This is a genomic window from Klebsiella sp. CN_Kp066, assembly GCF_040065135.1.
Classification (GTDB): domain Bacteria; phylum Pseudomonadota; class Gammaproteobacteria; order Enterobacterales; family Enterobacteriaceae; genus Klebsiella; species Klebsiella oxytoca.
Genome location: NZ_JBEAIU010000026.1, coordinates 177,658 through 197,299 on the forward strand (window position 1 = coordinate 177,658; position 19,642 = coordinate 197,299).

At 55.6% G+C, this 19,642-nt stretch carries 18 protein-coding genes and 1 tRNA gene; 13 read left to right on the plus strand and 6 right to left on the minus strand.

Going from position 1 to position 19,642, the window contains the following annotated elements:
* Positions 1-35: 35 nt before the first annotated feature.
* The 7 genes from ABLV75_RS08275 to yejF all read left to right on the plus strand — a co-directional run bounded on the left by ABLV75_RS08275 (position 36) and on the right by yejF (position 9,088).
* Entirely contained in the window at positions 36-749 is a 714-nt protein-coding gene (locus ABLV75_RS08275) for a phosphatase PAP2 family protein (protein WP_024274498.1), read from the plus strand.
* Between the two features lie 426 nt (positions 750-1,175).
* Positions 1,176-1,745 carry a bifunctional murein DD-endopeptidase/murein LD-carboxypeptidase gene (gene mepS / locus ABLV75_RS08280; protein ID WP_004103943.1) on the plus strand — a complete coding sequence of 190 codons (570 nt, stop codon included), beginning with the start codon at positions 1,176-1,178 and terminating at the stop codon, positions 1,743-1,745.
* 184 nt (positions 1,746-1,929) lie between these two features.
* Positions 1,930-3,492 (plus strand): cyclic di-GMP phosphodiesterase, encoded by a 1,563-nt coding sequence (locus ABLV75_RS08285; RefSeq protein ID WP_004103944.1) that lies wholly within the window; start codon positions 1,930-1,932, stop codon positions 3,490-3,492.
* Positions 3,493-3,562: 70 nt separating this feature from the next.
* Complete coding sequence (locus tag ABLV75_RS08290) at positions 3,563-5,368, plus strand: extracellular solute-binding protein (protein WP_032704881.1); 1,806 nt, start codon at positions 3,563-3,565, stop codon at positions 5,366-5,368.
* A 9-nt stretch (positions 5,369-5,377) separates the two neighbouring features.
* Positions 5,378-6,472, plus strand: a complete 1,095-nt coding sequence (locus ABLV75_RS08295) for a microcin C ABC transporter permease YejB (protein ID WP_004103946.1) — start codon at positions 5,378-5,380, stop codon at positions 6,470-6,472.
* On the plus strand, positions 6,472-7,497 hold the full coding sequence (locus ABLV75_RS08300; RefSeq protein WP_004103948.1) for a microcin C ABC transporter permease: 1,026 nt from the start codon (positions 6,472-6,474) through the stop codon (positions 7,495-7,497). Before ABLV75_RS08295 ends, ABLV75_RS08300 begins: the two co-directional genes overlap by 1 nt.
* A 1-nt stretch (position 7,498) precedes the next feature.
* A complete protein-coding gene (gene yejF / locus ABLV75_RS08305) occupies positions 7,499-9,088 on the plus strand; it encodes a microcin C ABC transporter ATP-binding protein YejF (protein ID WP_004103950.1) in 1,590 nt (529 codons plus the stop codon).
* 3 nt (positions 9,089-9,091) lie between these two features.
* On the opposite strand, the gene ABLV75_RS08310 is transcribed toward yejF, so the two are convergent.
* From ABLV75_RS08310 to rsuA, 3 genes are all read right to left on the minus strand, one after another.
* The gene (locus tag ABLV75_RS08310; protein WP_004103951.1) at positions 9,092-9,436 is read right to left on the minus strand and encodes a YejG family protein; all 345 of its coding nucleotides are present in this window, start codon (positions 9,434-9,436) and stop codon (positions 9,092-9,094) included.
* Between the two features lie 330 nt (positions 9,437-9,766).
* Entirely contained in the window at positions 9,767-10,963 is a 1,197-nt protein-coding gene (locus ABLV75_RS08315) for a Bcr/CflA family multidrug efflux MFS transporter (RefSeq protein ID WP_004103952.1), read from the minus strand.
* On the minus strand, positions 10,960-11,679 hold the full coding sequence (gene rsuA, locus ABLV75_RS08320) for a 16S rRNA pseudouridine(516) synthase RsuA (protein ID WP_004103953.1): 720 nt from the start codon (positions 11,677-11,679) through the stop codon (positions 10,960-10,962). Before rsuA ends, ABLV75_RS08315 begins: the two co-directional genes overlap by 4 nt.
* A 148-nt stretch (positions 11,680-11,827) precedes the next feature.
* Here rsuA and ABLV75_RS08325 point away from each other — a divergent pair, with 148 nt between their 5' ends.
* A complete protein-coding gene (locus tag ABLV75_RS08325) occupies positions 11,828-13,585 on the plus strand; it encodes a DEAD/DEAH box helicase (RefSeq protein ID WP_004103954.1) in 1,758 nt (585 codons plus the stop codon).
* Between the two features lie 137 nt (positions 13,586-13,722).
* Positions 13,723-14,007, plus strand: a complete 285-nt coding sequence (gene rplY, locus ABLV75_RS08330; protein WP_004103955.1) for a 50S ribosomal protein L25 — start codon at positions 13,723-13,725, stop codon at positions 14,005-14,007.
* A gap of 61 nt (positions 14,008-14,068) precedes the next feature.
* Here the strand turns inward: rplY and ABLV75_RS08335 are convergent, their stop codons facing one another.
* A complete protein-coding gene (locus ABLV75_RS08335; protein ID WP_004103956.1) occupies positions 14,069-14,662 on the minus strand; it encodes an NUDIX domain-containing protein in 594 nt (197 codons plus the stop codon).
* Positions 14,663-14,742: 80 nt separating this feature from the next.
* Here ABLV75_RS08335 and ABLV75_RS08340 point away from each other — a divergent pair, with 80 nt between their 5' ends.
* Positions 14,743-15,501: a DeoR/GlpR family DNA-binding transcription regulator gene (locus ABLV75_RS08340; RefSeq protein ID WP_004103958.1), complete on the plus strand. Its 759-nt coding sequence runs from the start codon at positions 14,743-14,745 to the stop codon at positions 15,499-15,501.
* Between the two features lie 50 nt (positions 15,502-15,551).
* On the opposite strand, the gene yejK is transcribed toward ABLV75_RS08340, so the two are convergent.
* Complete coding sequence (gene yejK / locus ABLV75_RS08345) at positions 15,552-16,559, minus strand: nucleoid-associated protein YejK (RefSeq protein ID WP_004103960.1); 1,008 nt, start codon at positions 16,557-16,559, stop codon at positions 15,552-15,554.
* 178 nt (positions 16,560-16,737) lie between these two features.
* Here yejK and ABLV75_RS08350 point away from each other — a divergent pair, with 178 nt between their 5' ends.
* The 3 genes from ABLV75_RS08350 to ABLV75_RS08360 all read left to right on the plus strand — a co-directional run bounded on the left by ABLV75_RS08350 (position 16,738) and on the right by ABLV75_RS08360 (position 18,899).
* Positions 16,738-16,965: a YejL family protein gene (locus ABLV75_RS08350; RefSeq protein ID WP_004133900.1), complete on the plus strand. Its 228-nt coding sequence runs from the start codon at positions 16,738-16,740 to the stop codon at positions 16,963-16,965.
* Positions 16,966-16,984: 19 nt separating this feature from the next.
* Positions 16,985-18,745, plus strand: a complete 1,761-nt coding sequence (gene yejM / locus ABLV75_RS08355) for an LPS biosynthesis-modulating metalloenzyme YejM (RefSeq protein ID WP_348854921.1) — start codon at positions 16,985-16,987, stop codon at positions 18,743-18,745.
* 77 nt (positions 18,746-18,822) lie between these two features.
* A tRNA-Pro gene (locus tag ABLV75_RS08360) sits at positions 18,823-18,899 on the plus strand.
* Positions 18,900-19,258: 359 nt separating this feature from the next.
* Here ABLV75_RS08360 and ABLV75_RS08365 read toward each other — a convergent pair.
* The coding region (locus ABLV75_RS08365) for a type VI secretion IcmF C-terminal domain-containing protein (protein WP_348854922.1) at positions 19,259-19,642 on the minus strand (384 nt) is incomplete at its 5' end.

Here is a 19,642-nt window from a genome sequence, read left to right on the forward strand (position 1 = left end):
GCGGCTATGGTTGCCGTCGTTTTACACAACACGCGATAGTTATGATTAAAAATCGAATTCCCCTCATCCTGCTGTTAAACGCGGCAGGTATAGCGCTTTTCTGTTCATGGTATCTTCCGGTTAACCATGGTTTCTGGGCTCCGCTGGACGCGGCGATTTTCTATTTCTTTAACCACCTGGTCGGCGTCAACACCGCTTACACCTGGCTGTTGGCGGTTATCAACAACCGCGCGTTTGACGCCTGTTCGCTGCTGGCGATGGGCAGCCTGATGCTGAGCTTCTGGTTTAAAGAACAGAGCGCCGGACGCCGCCGGGTGATTATCATCGGCCTGGTGATGCTGCTGGCTGCCGTCATTATCAATCAGCTGGCCCAGCACCTGATGCCGGTGAAGCGAGCCAGCCCTTCGCTCTCGTTCACCGATATCACTAAAGTCAGCGATGTCATCTCCTTTCCGACTAAAGATGCGTCTAAAGACAGCTTCCCGGGCGATCACGGCATGATGCTGCTGATTTTTGCCTCTTTCATGTGGCGCTATTTTGGCCGTCGCGCCTTCGCTATTGCGCTGGTTATCTTTGTGGTGTTCGCTTTCCCGCGGGTGATGATCGGCGCGCACTGGTTTACCGATATTGCCGTCGGATCATTAACGGCCGTGCTCATTGGCGCTCCCTGGGTGTTGATGACCCCACTGAGCGATAAAGTGATTACTTTATTTGAACGTTACCTCCCCGGCGGAAGAACGAAAATTTAAAGTGATCTTTACAATTAATTAATATCATTCATAAGGGATCGTTCTGGGTCCCTTTTTTTATCATCTCACTCTTTCTCACCCGCTATCATCTTGCTGTCACATTAATCCTGTTAAAAATGAGTAAATTGCATATTTTTTACCCATCCCTGCCGCTATTTTGGCCTTTGCCGATGATTCACTTTTTGTCGCAAAAATACTTATAAGAAAATGCGCAAAACCGCTCGCCATCCCCCGTTCGATCGGGTAACCTCAATCTCGTTTTGCCTCTCCAGCAACATCAATTCAGATAATGAATAAATTTGTGCGTCAGGCCACAATTTTATGCTTACGGAATTGTCTCATTGCGACCAGGTAATTAGGCTCTAACACGTTTGGCATTTTTTATAACGACATTGTCGTTAAGGACAACAAGGGATAACACACAGCATGGTCAAATCTCAGCCGATTTTGAGATATATCTTGCGGGTCGCCCCCGCGATTGCAGTTGCGGTTCTGCTTTCCGCGTGTAGTTCAAATAGTACCGCCAGAAATATGCATTCTGAGACGCTTGCTGTGGGTAGTGGCGATTTATCATCACTGCAAGCCTCTCAGGATGAATTTGAAACCATGGTCCGCAACCTGGACGTTAAGTCCCGTTTGATGGATCAATATGCCAGCTGGAAGGGCGTGCGTTACCGCCTCGGCGGCAGTACTCGCAAAGGCATTGATTGTTCCGCCTTTGTGCAGCGTACTTTCCGTGAACAGTTTGGCCTGGAGCTGCCGCGTTCGACTTCTGAGCAGCAGGATTCCGGAAAATCCATCAGCCGTTCACAGCTGCGTACCGGTGATTTAGTACTGTTCCGTGCGGGTTCAACGGGCCGTCATGTAGGCATCTACATCGGCAACAACCAGTTTGTTCATGCTTCCACCAGCAGCGGTGTGACGATTTCCAGCATGGATGAGCCGTACTGGAAAAAGCGCTATAACGAAGCGCGACGCGTTCTGAGCCGCTCGTAATCTCTTCTGCCGTTGGTTATTCCCTTGGCCAACGGAAGAAATAAAACACTGCTGAAGCAGTGTTTTTTTTTTACTCGCCAGCCAATAAACTTCGTAAAATAGGCTATCTCTTGAAGCGACGACAGAAAAAGCATGTTTCTGTTAGCGCATTGCGCGAATCAACCACACGGACTGCCTGGAGCCTATGCCTACCCGTCACCTCTCTCCCCGGCGAAAAATCTGGCTAACCAGCATATGCGTTGGCATAGCCGTCGCCCTGCTGGCCGGTAGCATCCAGTTTATGGTGATCTATCACAACCGCGCGGAGCGTTTCGACGTTATCATCAACAATGTTCATGCTTATCTGACGGGCTATTTTCACGATTTAGACCAGACGATTGCGGGACTACAGCCGCTGGTGAGTCAGCCCTGCGAAAATATCGATTCCGGATTAACCGCCCATGCGGCATTCAGCCCAAACGTACGCGCTTTCCTGCTGGTTAAAAATGGTATTGCGTTTTGCTCCTCCGCCACCGGTGCAATGAACACACCTTTTAACCAGCTCATTCCACAGCTGGATATCACTCAAGCGGTGGATATGGCGATCCTTCCCGGTACGCCCATGATGCCGAAAAGCGCGGCGCTGGCGATGTGGGTTCGTAGCCCGCACGGCGGTAAAGACGGCGTTTTTGTCTCGATCAATGCGAATCTGACACCCTATATACTCTACTCCTCACGGCAGAATGATTTCAGCGGCCTGGCGCTGTCCATTAAGCACACCGCGATCTCGACCTTCAGCAACAAGCTTATCGACCCGCAGACCCTGCTCTCGCCGCCTATTCGCCAGACGCAGATTGAGGGTTTACCGTTGAAAATCTATCTCTATGCTAACAGCTGGCTGGCGGAGAATACGCAGTTTGCCCTTTTGCTGGGGGTGGTTTGCGGGCTGCTGGCCGGACTGTTAAGCTATTACATTCTCACGATAAAATCAGACCCGCGAAAGGAGCTGCTGCTGGCGATCAAAAACGATCAGTTTTACCTGGTCTATCAGCCGGTGGTGAAATCAGAAACGTTGCAGATCAGCGGCGTTGAGGTACTGATGCGCTGGAAACATCCGGTGGCCGGAGAGATCCCCCCTGACGTCTTTATTAATCTTGCGGAAACCCAGCAGATCATCATTCCGCTTACTCGCCACCTCTTAAAACTGATTGCGCACGATGCGCCTGTTTTGCAGACGCTCCTGCCCGCAGGGATCAAGCTTGGGATCAATATTTCCCCCCTTCATCTGCACGCAGAGAGCTTTCAGCAGGACCTTAAGCACTTCGCCGCCGCCATGCCAGCCGACCACTTTAAGCTGGTACTGGAGATCACCGAGCGCGCGATGATCGATAAAAATCGTTCATTAGAGAACTTCGACTGGCTGCACGAGCAGGGTTTTGAAATCGCGATTGATGATTTTGGTACCGGCCATAGCGCGCTCATCTATCTGGAGCGCTTTAGCTTTGATTACCTGAAGATTGATCGCGGCTTCGTACAGGCTATCGGGACGGAGACCGTGACCTCGCCGGTGCTCGATGCCGTCATCACTCTAAGCCGCCGCCTGAAGCTCGCTACCGTTGCCGAAGGCGTGGAAACGCAGGAACAGGCGGAATGGCTGCGCGATCATGGCGTAAACTTTTTGCAGGGCTACTGGTTAAGTCGCCCGCTGACGCTGGAAGCGCTGATCGCCGCCCACGCGCAGCCGGCGAAATATTTCCCAACCCGCTAAGTGTCCTTTATTATTTGCTATCAGAGGTCAGGCCACTTCAGGCCTGTCATTGGAGGACGATACCCTGGTTATGTTTGCCCGCATCAGCCTGATACTGCTGACCTTATTTAGCCTGCACAGCCGGGCGCAAACTATTCTGACGAGCGATACGTTCGCGATTATCGGCCAGCCGAAGTACGCCGCGGGTTTTGACCACTACGATTATGTGAATCCCGCCGCGCCTAAAGGCGGCGCGATTACCCTTGCGGCTATCGGTACCTTTGATAATTTCAACCGCTACGCCCTGCGCGGTAATCCGGGTATTCGAACCGAAGCGCTATACGATACGCTGTTCACCACCTCTGACGATGAGCCCGGCAGTTACTACCCGCTGATTGCCGAGCATACGCGCTATGCCGATGATTTTTCGTGGATGGAGATTACGCTCAATCCGCACGCCCGCTATCACGACGGCAGTCCCATCACCGCCAGCGATGTCGCTTTTACCTTCCAGAAGTTTATGACCGAAGGGGTGCCGCAGTTTCGTCTCTATTATAAAGGCACTACCGTTAAAGCTATCGCCCCGCTAACCGTTCGCATTGAGTTAGCCAAACCAGGCAAAGAGAACATGCTTAGCCTGATGACGCTACCGGTGATGCCGGAAAAATTCTGGAAAAAGCATAAACTCAGCGACCCGCTCTCCGCTCCACCGCTGGCCAGCGGCCCCTACCGCATTACCGCCTGGCGCATGGGCCAGTACATCACCTATTCCCGCGTGAAGGACTACTGGGCCGCTGATTTACCGGTCAACCGCGGGCGCTGGAATTTCGATACGCTACGCTACGATTATTACCTTGATGACAATGTCGCCTTCGAAGCCTTTAAGGCCGGCGCCGTCGATCGTCGGGAAGAGAACGTCGCCAAAAACTGGGCGACCCGCTACGTCGGGCGCAACTTTAGCCACGGCTATATTGTTAAAGACGAATACACCAATACCTCGGCGCAAAATACCCAGTGGTTGGCCTTTAACATTCAGCGCCCGATATTTGCCGATCGCCGGATTCGCGAGGCCATCACCCTCGCCTTTGATTTTGAATGGATGAATAAGGCGCTGTTCTATCACTCCTACAGCCGCGCCAACAGCTTCTTTCAGAATACCGAATACGCGGCGCGCGATTATCCTGATGCCGACGAGCTCGCCCTGCTGACGCCGCTGAAAAAAGAGATCCCGGCCGAAGTCTTCACGCAGATTTACCGGCCGCCGGTTTCCAGCGGCGATGGTTTTGCGCGGGAGAATTTACTCAAAGCGGATGCCATCCTCAACCAGGCGGGATGGATAGTGAAAAACCAGCGGCGGGTAAACGCGCAGAGCGGCAAACCGTTACGCTTTGAGCTGCTGCTCCCTTCCGGCAGCAGCGATCGCTGGGTACTGCCCTTTCAGCACAATCTTCAGCGGCTCGGCATCGTTATGGACATTCGCCAGGTCGATAACTCCCAGTACAGTAACCGCAAGCGCAGCCGGGATTACGACATGATGCCAAACGTCTGGCGCGCGTCGCCCTGGCCCGACACCGGCCTGCAAATCTCCTGGGATTCGGAATATATTAATTCCAGCTATAACGCCTCAGGGGTTCAAAGCCCGGCCGTCGACCAGCTTATTGCGCAGATCATTCGCTGGCAGGGCAACAAGGAAAAACTGCTGCCGCTGGGCCGGGCCCTCGACCGCGTGCTGACCTGGAACTATTACATGCTGCCGATGTGGTATATGGCGCAGGATCGCACCGCCTACTGGGATAAATTCTCCTTCCCGAAGACTCGCGCGATTTACTCATCCGGTTTCGAAAACTGGTGGTACGACGCCAACAAAGCGGTCAGACTTCCCGCGGACAGACGTTAAGGAATTAAGATGGGTGCATATCTGCTCCGCCGACTACTGCTCATCGTCCCCACCCTGTGGGCGATTATCACCATTAACTTTTTCATTGTGCAGATCGCTCCCGGCGGCCCGGTCGATCAAGCGATCGCGGCGATAGAGTTCGGCGATCGCGGCGGTCTGCCCGGAGCCGGAGACGGCGGGATGGCTGCCAGCCATGCGCGTACCGGCGTCAGCAACATCAGCGACGGCCACTATCGAGGTGGGCGCGGGCTGGACCCGGAAGTCATCGCCGAGATAACCCACCGCTACGGCTTTGATAAGCCTCTCCACGAGCGCTATTTTAAAATGCTCGGCGACTACCTGCGCTTTGATTTTGGCGACAGCCTGTTTCGCAGCTCATCGGTCGTGCAGCTGATCGGGGACAGCCTGCCGGTCTCTATCTCGCTGGGCTTGTGGAGCACGCTCATCATCTATCTGGTGTCGATCCCGCTGGGGATCCGCAAAGCGGTCAGCAACGGCAGTCATTTTGACGTCTGGAGCAGTACGCTGATTATTATCGGCTATGCGATCCCGGCCTTTCTGTTCGCCATTTTGTTGATCGTCATCTTTGCCGGCGGCAGCTATTTCGATCTCTTTCCGCTGCGCGGGCTGGTGTCAGCCAACTTCGACAGCCTGCCGTGGTATCAAAAAATCCTCGACTATCTCTGGCATATCACCCTACCGGTGCTGGCCACGGTGATCGGCGGTTTTGCCGCCCTCACCATGCTCACCAAAAACAGCTTTCTCGACGAAATTCGCAAGCAGTACGTCGTCACCGCTCGCGCAAAGGGCGTTAGCGAAAAGCAGATCCTGTGGGGCCACGTATTTCGCAACGCGATGCTGCTGGTGATCGCCGGTTTCCCGGCCACCTTTATCAGCATGTTTTTTACCGGCTCGCTGCTGATTGAAGTGATGTTCTCGCTGAACGGACTGGGGCTGCTGGGCTATGAAGCTACGGTATCTCGTGATTACCCGGTCATGTTCGGCACGCTGTATATTTTTACCCTGATTGGCCTGCTGCTGAATATCATCAGCGACATCAGCTATACGCTGGTCGATCCGCGTATCGATTTTGAGGGCCGCTAATGTCATTTTTCAGTCCCGTCAATCAGGCCCGCTGGGCGCGCTTTCGCCACAACCGCCGCGGCTACTGGTCGCTTTGGTTATTCTTAGTCATTTTCGCCTGCAGCCTGTGCGCCGAGCTGATTGCTAACGATAAACCGCTGCTGGTGCAGTACCGCGGCAGTCTCTACGTACCGTTATTAAAAAACTATAGCGAGAGCACCTTCGGCGGCCGCTTTGCTACTGCCGCCGACTATCAGGACCCGTGGCTGCAAAAACGGCTGGACGATAACGGCTGGGCCCTGTGGGCGCCGGTTCGCTTCGGCGCAACGACCATTAATTTCGCCACCGAAACCCCCTTCCCTTCGCCGCCGTCAAGGCTGAACTGGCTGGGCACCGATGCCAACGGCGGCGACGTGCTGGCGCGTATTCTGTACGGCACGCGCATTTCCATTCTCTTTGGCCTGCTGCTGACCTTCTTCTCCAGCGTGCTGGGGGTGATGGCCGGCGCCGTTCAGGGATATTACGGCGGAAAGATTGACCTCTGGGGACAGCGCTTTATCGAGGTCTGGTCGGGGATGCCGACCCTGTTTCTGATTATCCTGCTTTCGAGCGTCGTGCAGGCCAATTTCTGGTGGCTGCTGGCCATTACCGTGCTGTTCGGCTGGATGACGCTGGTCGGGGTCGTCCGCGCCGAGTTTCTGCGCACCCGCAACTATGATTATATCCGCGCCGCGCAGGCGCTCGGCGTTAGCGATCGCGCCATTATTCTGCGCCATATGCTGCCTAACGCTATGGTCGCCACCCTGACCTTCCTGCCGTTTATTCTGTGCAGTTCGATTACGACTCTGACCTCGCTGGACTTCCTCGGCTTCGGCCTGCCGCTGGGCTCTCCTTCGCTGGGCGAGCTGCTGTTGCAGGGTAAAAATAATCTTCAGGCGCCGTGGCTGGGCATCGCCGCCTTTCTGTCGGTAGCGCTCCTGCTGACGTTATTGATTTTTATCGGTGAAGCGGTTCGCGACGCTTTTGACCCAAGCAAGGCGGTGTAGCATGACGCAACCTCTGTTAGATATCGACAACCTTTCCATCGCCTTTCGCCAGCAGGGGGAAACCACCACCGTGGTCAGCGAGCTGTCGCTACGCATTGCGGTCGGTGAAACCCTGGCGCTGGTGGGCGAATCCGGCTCCGGTAAGAGCGTTTCCGCGCTGTCGATACTGCGGCTGCTGCCCTCGCCGCCGGTCAGCTACCCCACAGGGGATATCCGCTTTCACGGTCAGTCGCTGCTACACGCCGATGAACATACGCTGCGCGGCGTGCGCGGCAACCGCATCGCGATGATTTTTCAGGAGCCGATGGTTTCACTCAATCCGCTGCATACCCTCGAAAAACAGCTCTACGAAGTGCTCTCTTTGCATCGCGGGATGCGTAAAGAAGCGGCGCGCGGAGAGATCCTCGACTGTCTGGATCGCGTTGGGATCCGCAATGCGCCGCGGCGTCTGGCCGACTACCCGCACCAGCTCTCCGGCGGCGAACGCCAGCGGGTAATGATCGCCATGGCGCTGTTGACTCGTCCGGAGCTGCTCATCGCCGACGAACCCACGACCGCGCTGGATGTGTCGGTACAGGCGCAAATCCTCGCGCTGCTGCGCGAACTCAAGCAAGAGTTAAATATGGGGCTGCTATTTATCACCCATAACCTGAGCATCGTTCGTCAGCTTGCCGATCGCGTCGCGGTGATGCAGAACGGCCGCTGCGTGGAGCAAAACGGCTGCCGGGCACTATTCTCCGCAGCCGAACACCCTTACACCCGCCGCCTGCTGGACAGCGAGCCGTCGGGCGATCCCGTGCCCCTCGCGCCGGATGCGCCAGAATTACTGCGGGCGGAAAACTTAAGTATCGCCTTTCCGATCCGCAAAGGGCTTCTGCGGCGGGTGGTCGATCATAATCGCGTGGTTAACGCCCTCAGCTTTCAATTGCGCGCGGGAGAAACGCTGGGTCTGGTCGGCGAATCCGGATCGGGCAAGAGTACTACAGGGCTGGCGCTGCTGCGCCTGATTCATTCTGAAGGCGCAATCGTCTTTGACGGCGAGACGCTTCAGGGGCGCAGCCGTCGGCAGATGCTGCCGCTGCGTCGACGCATGCAGGTAGTCTTTCAGGATCCCAACTCATCGCTAAACCCACGGCTTAACGTTCTGCAAATTATTGAAGAAGGATTACGCGTCCATCAGCCAACGCTCACGCCGGCCGAGCGAGAGCAGGCGGTGATTCAGGCGATGCAGGAGGTCGGTCTCGATCCGCAATCCCGGCATCGCTACCCTGCCGCTTTCTCCGGCGGACAGCGCCAGCGCATCGCTATCGCCAGGGCGCTGGTCGTCAAACCGCAGCTAATCGTGCTGGATGAGCCCACCTCTTCGTTGGATAAAACCGTGCAGGCGCAAATTCTGACGCTGCTGAAGGCGCTACAGCAAAAGCATCAGCTGGCCTATATTTTCATCAGCCATGATTTGCGCGTCGTGCGTGCGCTTTGTCATCAGGTAATGGTGCTGCGGCAGGGAGAGGTCGTCGAGCAGGGTGAGTGCGAACGCGTGTTTACCGCTCCGCAACAGGAGTATACCCGTCAGCTGCTGGCGTTAAGCTGACGGTCAGAATGGGTTGTTGCCGGAGAACGGTTCTGCAATCGCCACGCCGAAATTTTTCAGCCGGCAGGTTGCCGCGAATTCGTCCTGACGATTAACAAACAGGCACGGTTCGCCCTCGCATTCAACAACGGAACTGTCGACTTCGATGTCGCTCAGCGCCTGGCTGAGTTTATGCATAACCGGCCAGGCCTTATCGCCATCGGGGCTAAGTAATTTCAACGCCACAAGGCTATTTTCGCTCTGAGCGCCGTTTTGCGGAATCGGTTCAACTCTTGAACCTGCAAAACCGGCCAGCCAGCGATAGCTCTGCGGCAGACGGTGTACGATAGAGAGTTGCAGTGTATTCACGTGTTTTCCCCGGAAGCAAAATACTTCACAATAATTTTACAACAATACTAACACATTATTGACAATTAGTCCTGTTCCTGCACCGAAAACGCTTACACCAGCGGCATAGCCGTGTTAGTGGTTTGTAATATAAAAGTTTATAATTGTGCAGAGTGAACATCTTCGGGCTATATGTACCCGTTTCTGTGATCTAAAACAACTTTTTTATCGCAATAATGCGACTAATTGAGCGATTTGATTTTACATAAAAGAAACAAATTGCTGAACAGAGAAGCCGGTTTCGGTTGATATGTATCAAAAAAGGGGGCGATATCGCCCCCTGGAAGTCGCTTATCGTGCGGCTTTTCGCCGCCGACTGGCATAGAGGTAGAACAGAATAGAGCTGCTGGCGCAGAAGGCGATGGAAATCAGCATTGGCCAGGCCGTGGTAAAGGTCGCCATCGACAGCAGCGCGCCGACAATAGCGCCAATCCCAAAGCGGAACGTCCCAGCCAGCGAGGAGGCCGTCCCGGCCATATGCGGAAACTCATCGAGAATAACCGCCATCGCGTTGGAGGAGACCATCGAAACGCAGCCGATGAAAGCCGCCACGCCAAACACCAGCGCCCAGAAGCCGACGTCAAACAGCGCGCACACCACCATCCATACCGCCATCGCAAACTGGATCCACAGCCCCGCGCGGAACATATTCAGCGCCCCAACCCGCCGCACAAACCGGCTGTTGATCATGGTCATGACAAACAGGAAAACCACGTTCAGCGCAAAATAGTAGCCAAAGTGCTGCGGTGAAACGTGGTTGATATTGATATAGACAAACGGGCCAGCGCTCAGAAACGAGAACATCCCGGCAAAGCTAAATCCGCTTGCCAGCATATAGCTCAGCACGCGCTTATGGCGAAACAGGGTGGCGAAGTTGCCAAGCGTAGTGCGAATATGAAATTTCTGTCGCCGTTCCGGCGGCAGGGTTTCGCTAATGAAAAATGCGATCATCGCCGACGCTAACAGGGCCGCCAGCGCGAGGATCCAGAAGATCGCATGCCAGCTAAACCATACCAGCACCGCTCCGCCGACCATCGGCGCCACCAGCGGCGCAACGGTGGTGACCAGCATGACGAACGACATCATCCGCGAGAACTCTTCCTTGGGATAGATATCGCGCATCAGGGCGTTAATCACCACGCTTGCCGCTGCGGCTGCCAGGCCGTGGAAAAAGCGCATGGTAATCAGCATATCGATAGTCTGCGACAGCGCGCAGGCCACCGCCGCCGCGGCAAAAATGAGCGTCCCGCCTAGTATCACCGGTTTACGGCCAAGACTATCCGCCATCGGGCCATATAAAAGCTGGCCTAGCGCAAAGCCCAGAATATAGGTACTGAGCGTCATCTGCGCGCTGCCGTCCGGCACATTAAACTGGGCCGCAATCACCGGCAGCGCCGGAAGATACATATCAATCGACAGCGGCATTAACATGGCCAGCAGGCCAAGAATAAACACAATCCCTAATGAAGAATTCTGCTTTGCCGTCACGTTTTACTCCGCGCATGTTGGCCGCCGACGCTGGCGACTTCTTCTGCCGTCAGCGGACGATATTCACCCGGCGCCAGCGAAGCATCCAGCGCAATGTCGCCAATGCGTTCGCGATGCAGGCCAACCACATGATTCCCCACGGCGGCAAACATCCGCTTAACCTGATGGTAACGCCCTTCGCTAATGGTCAGGCGGACTTCGGTCGGTGTCACCACTTCCAGCACCGCAGGCCTGGTCAGCTCTTTCTCATTATGCAGCTGAACGCCTTTAGCAAACTGCCCGGCAGTGGAGTCATCAACCGGATTTTCCAGCGTCACCAGATAGGTTTTTTCGCAATGGTGGCGCGGAGACGTAATGCGGTGCGACCACTGACCATCGTCGGTCATCAGCACCAGACCGGTGGTGTCGATATCCAGACGACCGGCAGCATGCAGCTTGTGCGCCACCGGCTCATCGAGGAAATAGAGTACCGTCGGATGATCCGGATCGTCGGTAGAACAAACGTAACCCTGCGGCTTGTTGAGCATAAAGTAGCGCGGGCCGTTCTGCTGAACCAGCGTATTGCCGTCATACTCGACGTCATGCTCCGGCTGAAGCTTGAAGGAGGAGTCTTTTACAATTTCGCCGTCCACGGTAACGCGGCTGCCGCGGATTTCACGCCCGGCAATAGCCCGACTAACGCCAAGTTGCTGAGCGATAAACTTATCAAGTCGCATGAGATTTTTTTAGCCTGTACAAGTGCTGGAGCGGGCAACGCGCCCGAAAAAGAAGAATTTCATGGGGTAGTATAACGGGCTATTAACACCACTCAAGGGAAAAGATTCGTGGCATACTATTCGCGAGTTAATTAACCGCCATAAATTCATGACATTTACATTACGTCCCTACCAAAAAGAGGCGGTCGACGCCACGCTCGCCTGGTTTCGCCGCCATCATGAACCTGCCGCGATTGTCCTGCCAACAGGCGCAGGTAAAAGCCTGGTCATTGCTGAACTCGCACGCCTGGCGCGCGGTCGCGTGCTGGTGCTGGCGCACGTAAAAGAGCTGGTGGCGCAGAACCACGCCAAGTATTGCGCGCTCGGTCTGGAAGCGGATATTTTCGCCGCGGGCCTTAAACGGAAAGAGAGCCACGGTAAAGTGGTCTTTGGCAGCGTGCAGTCGGTAGCCCGTAACCTTGACCAGTTTCAGGGGGAGTTCTCGCTGCTGATCGTCGACGAGTGTCACCGCATCGGCGACGATAATGACAGCCAGTATCAGCAGATTATCAGCCACCTTCAGCAGGTCAATCCGCATCTGCGCCTGCTGGGGCTGACCGCAACGCCGTTTCGCCTGGGTAAAGGTTGGATTTATCAGTTTCACTATCACGGCATGGTGCGCGGTGATGAAAAAGCGCTGTTTCGCGACTGCATTTATGAACTGCCGCTGCGCTATATGATTAAGAATGGCTACCTGACGCCGCCGGAGCGGCTGGACATGCCGGTGGTTCAATACGACTTCAGCCGTTTACAGGCACAAAGTAACGGCCTGTTCAGCGAAGCCGATCTGAATCACGAGCTGAAAAAGCAGCAGCGCGTCACGCCGCATATCGTCAGCCAAATCGTTGAATTCGCCGAAACGCGCAAAGGGGTGATGATTTTCGCCGCCACCGTTGAACACGCCCGTGAAGTGACCGGGTTGCTTCCGCAGGGCGAGGCGGCTCTTATCACCGGTGAAACGCCAGGGCCGGAGCGCGATCGCATCATCGAAGCGTTTAAAGCGCAGCAGTACCGCTATCTGGTTAACGTCGCGGTGTTGACGACCGGCTTTGATGCGCCGCATGTCGATCTGATCGCCATCCTGCGCCCGACCGAGTCGGTGAGCCTTTACCAACAGATCGTCGGCCGTGGCCTGCGCCTGGCGCCGGGTAAAACTGACTGCCTGATTCTCGATTACGCCGGCAATCCGCACGACCTGTATGCCCCTGAAGTGGGAACGCCGAAGGGAAAAAGCGACAACGTTCCGGTCCAGGTTTTTTGTCCGGCATGCGGTTTCGCCAATACCTTCTGGGGAAAAACTACCGCTGACGGCACGCTGATTGAACACTTTGGCCGCCGCTGCCAGGGCTGGTTTGAGGATGACGAAGGCCATCGTGAACAGTGCGATTTTCGTTTTCGCTTTAAAAACTGCCCGCAGTGTAACGCGGAAAACGATATCGCCGCCCGCCGCTGCCGCGAGTGCGATACCATTCTGGTCGACCCCGATGACATGCTGAAAGCCGCGCTGAAGCTCAAAGATGCGCTGGTGCTGCGCTGTAGCGGTATGGTTCTTCAGCACGGTGCGGATGACAAAGGCGCCTGGTTAAAAATCACCTATTACGATGAAGATGGCGCGGATGTTAGTGAGCGCTTCCGCCTGCATACGCCCGCCCAGCGTACCGCCTTTGAGCAGCTCTTTATCCGACCGCATACCCGAACGCCGGGCGTGCCGCTGCGCTGGATAACGCCTGCCGATATCCTCGCCCAGCAGGCGCTTCTGCGCCACCCGGACTTTGTCGTTGCCCGCATGAAGGGGCAATACTGGCAGGTCCGGGAGAAAGTGTTTGATTATCAGGGGCGATTCCGCCGGGCCAACGAACTGCGCTAATCGTCCTCAGGACTGAGGTTTTGGTTGCTGCAAAAACGCAGGGCGGCTATAATGCCGCCCGCTTTTGCATTCGCGAAGCAGATAATCTGCCTGCTGCTGGGTCGCCTGTAGCAGGATTTATATATAGAGAGACGTCAATGTTTACTATCAACGCAGAAGTACGTAAAGAGCAGGGTAAGGGTGCGAGCCGCCGCCTGCGTGCAGCTAACAAATTCCCGGCCATCATCTATGGCGGCGAAGCTGCGCCAGTAGCAATCGAACTGGATCACGACAAAGTGTGGAACATGCAGACCAATGCAGAGTTCTACAACGAAGTTCTGACCATCGTTGTTGATGGCAAAGAAGAGAAAGTTAAAGCTCAGGCTGTTCAGCGTCACCCGTTCAAGCCGAAGCTGTCCCACATCGACTTCGTTCGCGCTTAATCGCTCGCTGAAAGTTGTATGGCAAACGCCCCGCTCCGCAAGGTTCGGGGCGTTTTGTTTATTAGGCGAGTAGCGTTGAGGCATTCAGCTCGAGATGCTGCAACAGCATAATCGTTTTCGCATCGACGATTTCTCCTTCGCGAATAGCCTGCAGCGCTTTTTCCAGCGGCCACTCCAGCACTTCGATATCTTCTCCCTCCGTCGCCAGGCCGCCACCGTCGCTGTGCCGATCGTCGGCAGAGTATTCAGCGATGAAAAAGTAAAGCTTCTCCGTCACCGAACCGGGACTCATGTAAGCGGTAAATACCGGCTCGATCCGGGTGACGCGAAAACCGGTCTCTTCTTCGGCCTCGGCAACGATGCGTTCTTCCGGAGAAGCGTCATCCAGCAGTCCTGCGGCGGCTTCGATCAAAAACCCATCATGACCGTTAATCCATACCGGAAAGCGAAACTGACGGACCAGCACTACCGTTTGCTTTTCACGATTGTAGAGCAGGATCACCGCGCCGTTGCCGCGATCGTAAGCTTCCCGACTCTGCTCCTGCCAGCGCCCGTCACGGCGCAGTAGTTCAAAGGTATATTTCTTGAGCGTGTACCAGTTGTCCGATAATAGCGTTTCGCGGATATGGCGAACGCGCGGTGCGTCAGCGTGCATGTTTTTCCCCTTTTAGGTGACAGCGAGCAACATAACATGCATAATCGTGCACAAACAAGATCACTCATGAAGGTATTTTGATGCTTGCCAGCCAGAGAAAACAGCAGATTTTGCAGATCCTCGCTGAGGAAAAACAGGTGATGTCAGGCGATCTTAGCCAGCGCTTCAGCGTCTCAGAAGACTCTATTCGCCGGGATCTGCGGGAGCTGGCAGCGGAAGGCAAACTGCAGCGCGTGCACGGCGGGGCGCTGCCGGTATCCGAAGCCATCGCGCCTATTGAAACAAGAAAGAACGTGCAGATGGCCTCAAAGTTAACTATTGCCCAGCGCGCGGTTGAGCTTATTCAGCCCGGTCAGGTGGTGATTATCGACGGAGGCACGACTACCGGAGAGATGGTGCGCCTGCTGCCCGATAACCTCGCGTGTACCGTGGTCACCCATAGCCCGGGAATTGCCGTCGCGCTGGTGGAGAAACCGCTTATCGAGGTGATTCTGATCGGCGGCCGGTTGTTTAAGCATTCGGTCGTCAGCGTCGGGGCCGCGGCCCTTGAAAGCATTTCCCGCATCAATGCCGATCTGTTTTTCATGGGCGTTACCGGCGTGCACCCGCGGGCGGGATTAACCACCGGTGATTATGAAGAAGCGGGCATCAAGCGCGCGCTTGCGGCGCGGGCAGCCGAAACGGTGGTGATGGCGTCGCAAGAAAAGCTGAACTCCGCTTCGGCCTTTGCTATCGGCGAGCTGGGGGGCGTCAGTACGCTGATCGTGGATACGACTCTCGACGAGGCGCTGCGACAGCAGCTAACCCTGAATGGGGTGGAAATCCTCTACGCGCTGTAGGGCGGGTCTGACGCTAAAAAAATCCCGACTCGGCGTCGGGATTTTGCATTTTAATTTCCGCCAGAAGTGCGGCGCTGGAGCTGATCGCGCAGATTCGGCGGCGTGCCTTTAATGGTTAAGGTATCCGTAGCCGGATCCCAGAACACCCGCTCGCCCAGCAGCATAGCGTCAAAGTTGATGGTTAACCCGCCGCCGCTGCCGGCAAACTTGGTTAACTGACGCAAAGTGCTGCGATCCGCCGGGAAGCTCTCTTCCAGCTCGTAACCTTGCTCGGCGGTAAATTCCTGGAAGGTCTTCTCGCTGACGCCAGCCAGCTCTTTGGACAGCGATTCCAGTTCGATTTCCTCACCGGCCTCCAGCTGTTCGTTGCAGTAGCTGTATACCTGCTGACGTACGTTCTGACGTTCAGATTTGTCCAGCTGCGCATCGGCGGCGAAATCATCCAGCGCCTGCAGCAGGCCGCGATTTTGCGCTTTCGCATTCAGCCCTTCGCTGGCGCCGAGGAAGTCCATGAAGAAATCCGCTACTTTGCGCCCTACCCGCCCCTTCAGGAAGGTCAAATAGCGCGTTGACTCCGGGTTGGTTTCCCATTCGGTTAAATCAATACGCGCGACGATGTCAGCGTGATTGATATCCAGATAATGGGTAGAGCTGATATCCAGCTCTTCGTTGACGCGCATGCTGCTTAAGTTATTCAGCACCGCCACCATCAGGTATTCCACCGCCAGATAGCGATACTGGCAAAACAGCACGATCCCGCCTTCAGCAAAAGGGTATTTTGCCAGTTCGTCACGCAGGCGCCCGGTAGCGGCGCGGCTGAACGGCAGGAACTCTTCTTCGCCTTTACGCTGCCCGCGCAGCGCCTGCGCCAGCTCGCTCTCTTCAGTAAACAGGCCATAGGCTTTATTTTTTGCGCTGTAGACACGATGCAGCTCAGCCATCATCTCAACAACCGTCGCCGTCGGCTCCAGCAACGATTCGCGCAGCACCAGTTCCAGATTTTGTTCATCACGTTTGATTAACTGATGCAGGGCAATCTGGTCGATATCCAGACTCATGTTAAACTCTCCTTTTAGACCGGGCGGTATTCAACCACCGCCGGGGCGACGACGCAACCGCCGCGTGACTCTTTGCGAGCGAAGCCGCGCGCTTTTGCGTCATGGCGAAAAAATGCGGAAAAAAAGCTTCTGCTACGGTAATATGTTGCCCTTTCACGAACAAACAGATTTTGAGTTTATGCCGCAATTATCCCGCTATAGCGATGAACACGTCGAACAGCTGCTCAGCGAGCTGACGAGCGTTCTGGAAACACATAAAGCGCCCGTTGACCTTTCACTGATGGTATTGGGCAATATGGTGACTAACCTGATTAACAGTAGCGTCGCGCCGGCGCAGCGTCAGGCCATCGCCCGTTCTTTTGCCCAGGCGCTGCAGTCATCTATCAACGACGATCCAGCGCACTAAGGATAACGAACAACAGTATATGGTGACTCTTCGTCAGCCCTACCGAGAAAAAGTCTCCCAGATGGTCAGCTGGGGACACTGGTTCGCCCTTTTCAACATGTTGTTGGCTATGGCGCTCGGCAGTCGCTATCTGTTTGTCGCCGACTGGCCAACGACGCTTGCCGGGCGCCTTTTTTCGTACGTCAGCCTCGTTGGTCACTTCAGCTTCCTGGTCTTTACCAGCTATGTGCTGATTCTTTTCCCGCTAACGTTTATCGTTGTCTCTCAGCGCTTAATGCGCTTTATCTCGGTGGTTCTCGCGACCATCAGCATGACGCTGCTGTTGATCGACAGCGAAGTATTCACCCGTTTCCACCTGCATCTTAATCCCTTTGTCTGGGAACTGGTCATTAACCCCGATCAGAACGAGATGGCGCGCGACTGGCAGCTGATGTTTATCAGCGTCCCGATCATCTTCCTTCTGGAAATGCTCTTTGCGACCTGGAGCTGGCAGAAACTGCGCAGCCTGACGCGCCGCCGCCACTATGCCCGGCCCGTTGCGTGGTTCTTCTTTATTTCTTTTATCAGTAGCCACCTGGTCTATATCTGGGCGGATGCCAATTTCTATCGCCCGATAACCATGCAGCGGGCCAATCTGCCGCTTTCCTATCCAATGACGGCGCGCCGTTTTCTGGAAAAACACGGCCTGCTCGACGCGCAGGACTATCAGCGCCGTCTGGTAGAACAAGGCGCGCCGGAAGCCGTTTCGGTGCAGTACCCGCTTAGCGAACTGCGTTACCGCGATCTCGGTACCGGTTATAACGTGCTGCTGATTACCGTCGATAATCTTAACTACTCGCGCTTTGAGCAAAACATGCCGGCGCTGACCGGGTTCGCGAAAGAAAACGTTAACTTTACCCAGCATATGAGCTCCGGTAACACTGCCGACAGCGGCATGTTTGGCCTGTTCTATGGTATTTCGCCGAGCTATATGGACGGCGTCCTGTCAGCGCGTATCCCCGCAGCGCTGATTACGTCGCTGAATCAGCAGGGCTATCAGTTGGGCCTGTTCTCTTCTGACGGCTTTAGCAGCCCGCTGTACCGCCAGGCGCTGCTGTCCGATTTCTCGCTGCCGGCGGCGAAAGCGCAAAGCGACGAGCAGACGGCAAACCAGTGGATAAACTGGCTGGACCGCTACGCCCAGGATGAAAACCGCTGGTTCTCATGGGTTGCGCTCAACGGCACCACTCTTGATAACGGGCAGCAGCAAAACTTTGTCCGGCGCTACGCCAGCGCCGCTGGCGCGGTCGATACGCAAATTGGTCGCGTGCTGAATGCGCTGCGCGAAGCGGGCAAGCTGGACAACACGGTGGTTATTGTGACGGCGGGCCACGGCATGCCGCTGAACCCACAGCATGACGCGTTTGGCTGGTCGCGCGAAGAGCTTCAGGTTCCGTTGGTGATCCATTGGCCTGGCACCCCGGCCCAGGAGATCGCTACGCTGACCGATAATAAAGACGTGATGACGACGCTGATGCAGCGCTTACTTCACGTCTCCACACCGGCGAATGAGTATTCGCAAGGTGAAGACCTGTTTAGCGCCGCCCGCCGCCGCACCTGGGTTACCGCAGCCAATAGCGATACGCTGGCCATTACCACGCCGAAGGTTACCGTCGTGCTCAATCACAACGGTACCTACAGAACATGGAACAGCGACGGCGAGAAAATTAAAGATCAAAAACCGCAGCTCAGCTTGCTGCTGCAGGTGCTGACCGATGAAAAACGCTTTATCGCTAACTGATTGATTATTTATAAATCAATCAGTCATTTCCCGGCTTGCATTCGCCCGGGGAACGGGTAATATTGTTCCCCACGAATCGGCACGTAGCGCAGCCTGGTAGCGCACCGTCATGGGGTGTCGGGGGTCGGAGGTTCAAATCCTCTCGTGCCGACCAAATAATCCCAGTAAAACCAGCCTCTTAAGGCTGGTTTTTTTATGCCTGTTTTTCGAGCGGGGTGAAATTGGGGTGTTTCGTTCAGCGCAGAGGCTTACAGATACTGCCGCCGTTTCAGATAGCGAACAAGCCTCCTGCTACCGGACATACATTCGTGGCATCGCGCTCCGGGCATCTGCTGAAAGATTTTCGACATATCAAGCCGACCGTTTCCCGTCAGGATGTAAATGCAGTGACGCGCCAGTTGAGAGAATGCGCTGCACGTTGTCCAGTATCGGCAGACCTGGCTGATGACTTCTTCTTTCTTTTTTATTTCTGTCCAGCGTCAGGCGCTACGATCGTGGCCGCCACCGGGTTCATTATTCACTCACCTCCCCCGCGTCATACCCCTCTTCATCCGTGCGGCCGGCTGCCGGGACACCGGCGCTGAATATCTGCGCCGGCAGCCTGAAGTTGCGCAGCTTCAGCAGCGCCAGCGGACCGTCGCCCAGCTCCGTACGCAGCAGCCACTGCAGCTGCCGCCTGTCCGGCGCGGTGACGGTCAGCCGGTACAGCCCGTCCCCCGCTTTCTGCCGCGCCATCGGCTCCAGCATCCGGATGACGCCCCACGGGCCGCTGTGGTTTGCATACAGACGGCTTCCCGCCGTCGTTGACGTCCAGGTCAGCATCGCCCCCGGTTTATTCATCACCCCCGGCCAGCGGAAGCGCTGCCAGTCGGCCAGCTGGTTAAAATAGTGCAGCGT

Bases quoted from the DNA above. Each gene is read 5' to 3' on its own strand.
- mepS (WP_004103943.1), top strand. From the start codon at position 1,176: ATGGTCAAATCTCAGCCGATTTTGAGATATATCTTGCGGGTCGCCCCC.
- ABLV75_RS08285 (WP_004103944.1), top strand. From the start codon at position 1,930: ATGCCTACCCGTCACCTCTCTCCCCGGCGAAAAATCTGGCTAACCAGC.
- ABLV75_RS08290 (WP_032704881.1), top strand. From the start codon at position 3,563: ATGTTTGCCCGCATCAGCCTGATACTGCTGACCTTATTTAGCCTGCAC.
- ABLV75_RS08295 (WP_004103946.1), top strand. From the start codon at position 5,378: ATGGGTGCATATCTGCTCCGCCGACTACTGCTCATCGTCCCCACCCTG.
- ABLV75_RS08300 (WP_004103948.1), top strand. From the start codon at position 6,472: ATGTCATTTTTCAGTCCCGTCAATCAGGCCCGCTGGGCGCGCTTTCGC.
- yejF (WP_004103950.1), top strand. From the start codon at position 7,499: ATGACGCAACCTCTGTTAGATATCGACAACCTTTCCATCGCCTTTCGC.
- rsuA (WP_004103953.1), bottom strand. From the start codon at position 11,679: ATGCGACTTGATAAGTTTATCGCTCAGCAACTTGGCGTTAGTCGGGCT.
- ABLV75_RS08325 (WP_004103954.1), top strand. From the start codon at position 11,828: ATGACATTTACATTACGTCCCTACCAAAAAGAGGCGGTCGACGCCACG.
- rplY (WP_004103955.1), top strand. From the start codon at position 13,723: ATGTTTACTATCAACGCAGAAGTACGTAAAGAGCAGGGTAAGGGTGCG.
- ABLV75_RS08335 (WP_004103956.1), bottom strand. From the start codon at position 14,662: ATGCACGCTGACGCACCGCGCGTTCGCCATATCCGCGAAACGCTATTA.
- ABLV75_RS08340 (WP_004103958.1), top strand. From the start codon at position 14,743: ATGCTTGCCAGCCAGAGAAAACAGCAGATTTTGCAGATCCTCGCTGAG.
- yejK (WP_004103960.1), bottom strand. From the start codon at position 16,559: ATGAGTCTGGATATCGACCAGATTGCCCTGCATCAGTTAATCAAACGT.
- ABLV75_RS08350 (WP_004133900.1), top strand. From the start codon at position 16,738: ATGCCGCAATTATCCCGCTATAGCGATGAACACGTCGAACAGCTGCTC.
- yejM (WP_348854921.1), top strand. From the start codon at position 16,985: ATGGTGACTCTTCGTCAGCCCTACCGAGAAAAAGTCTCCCAGATGGTC.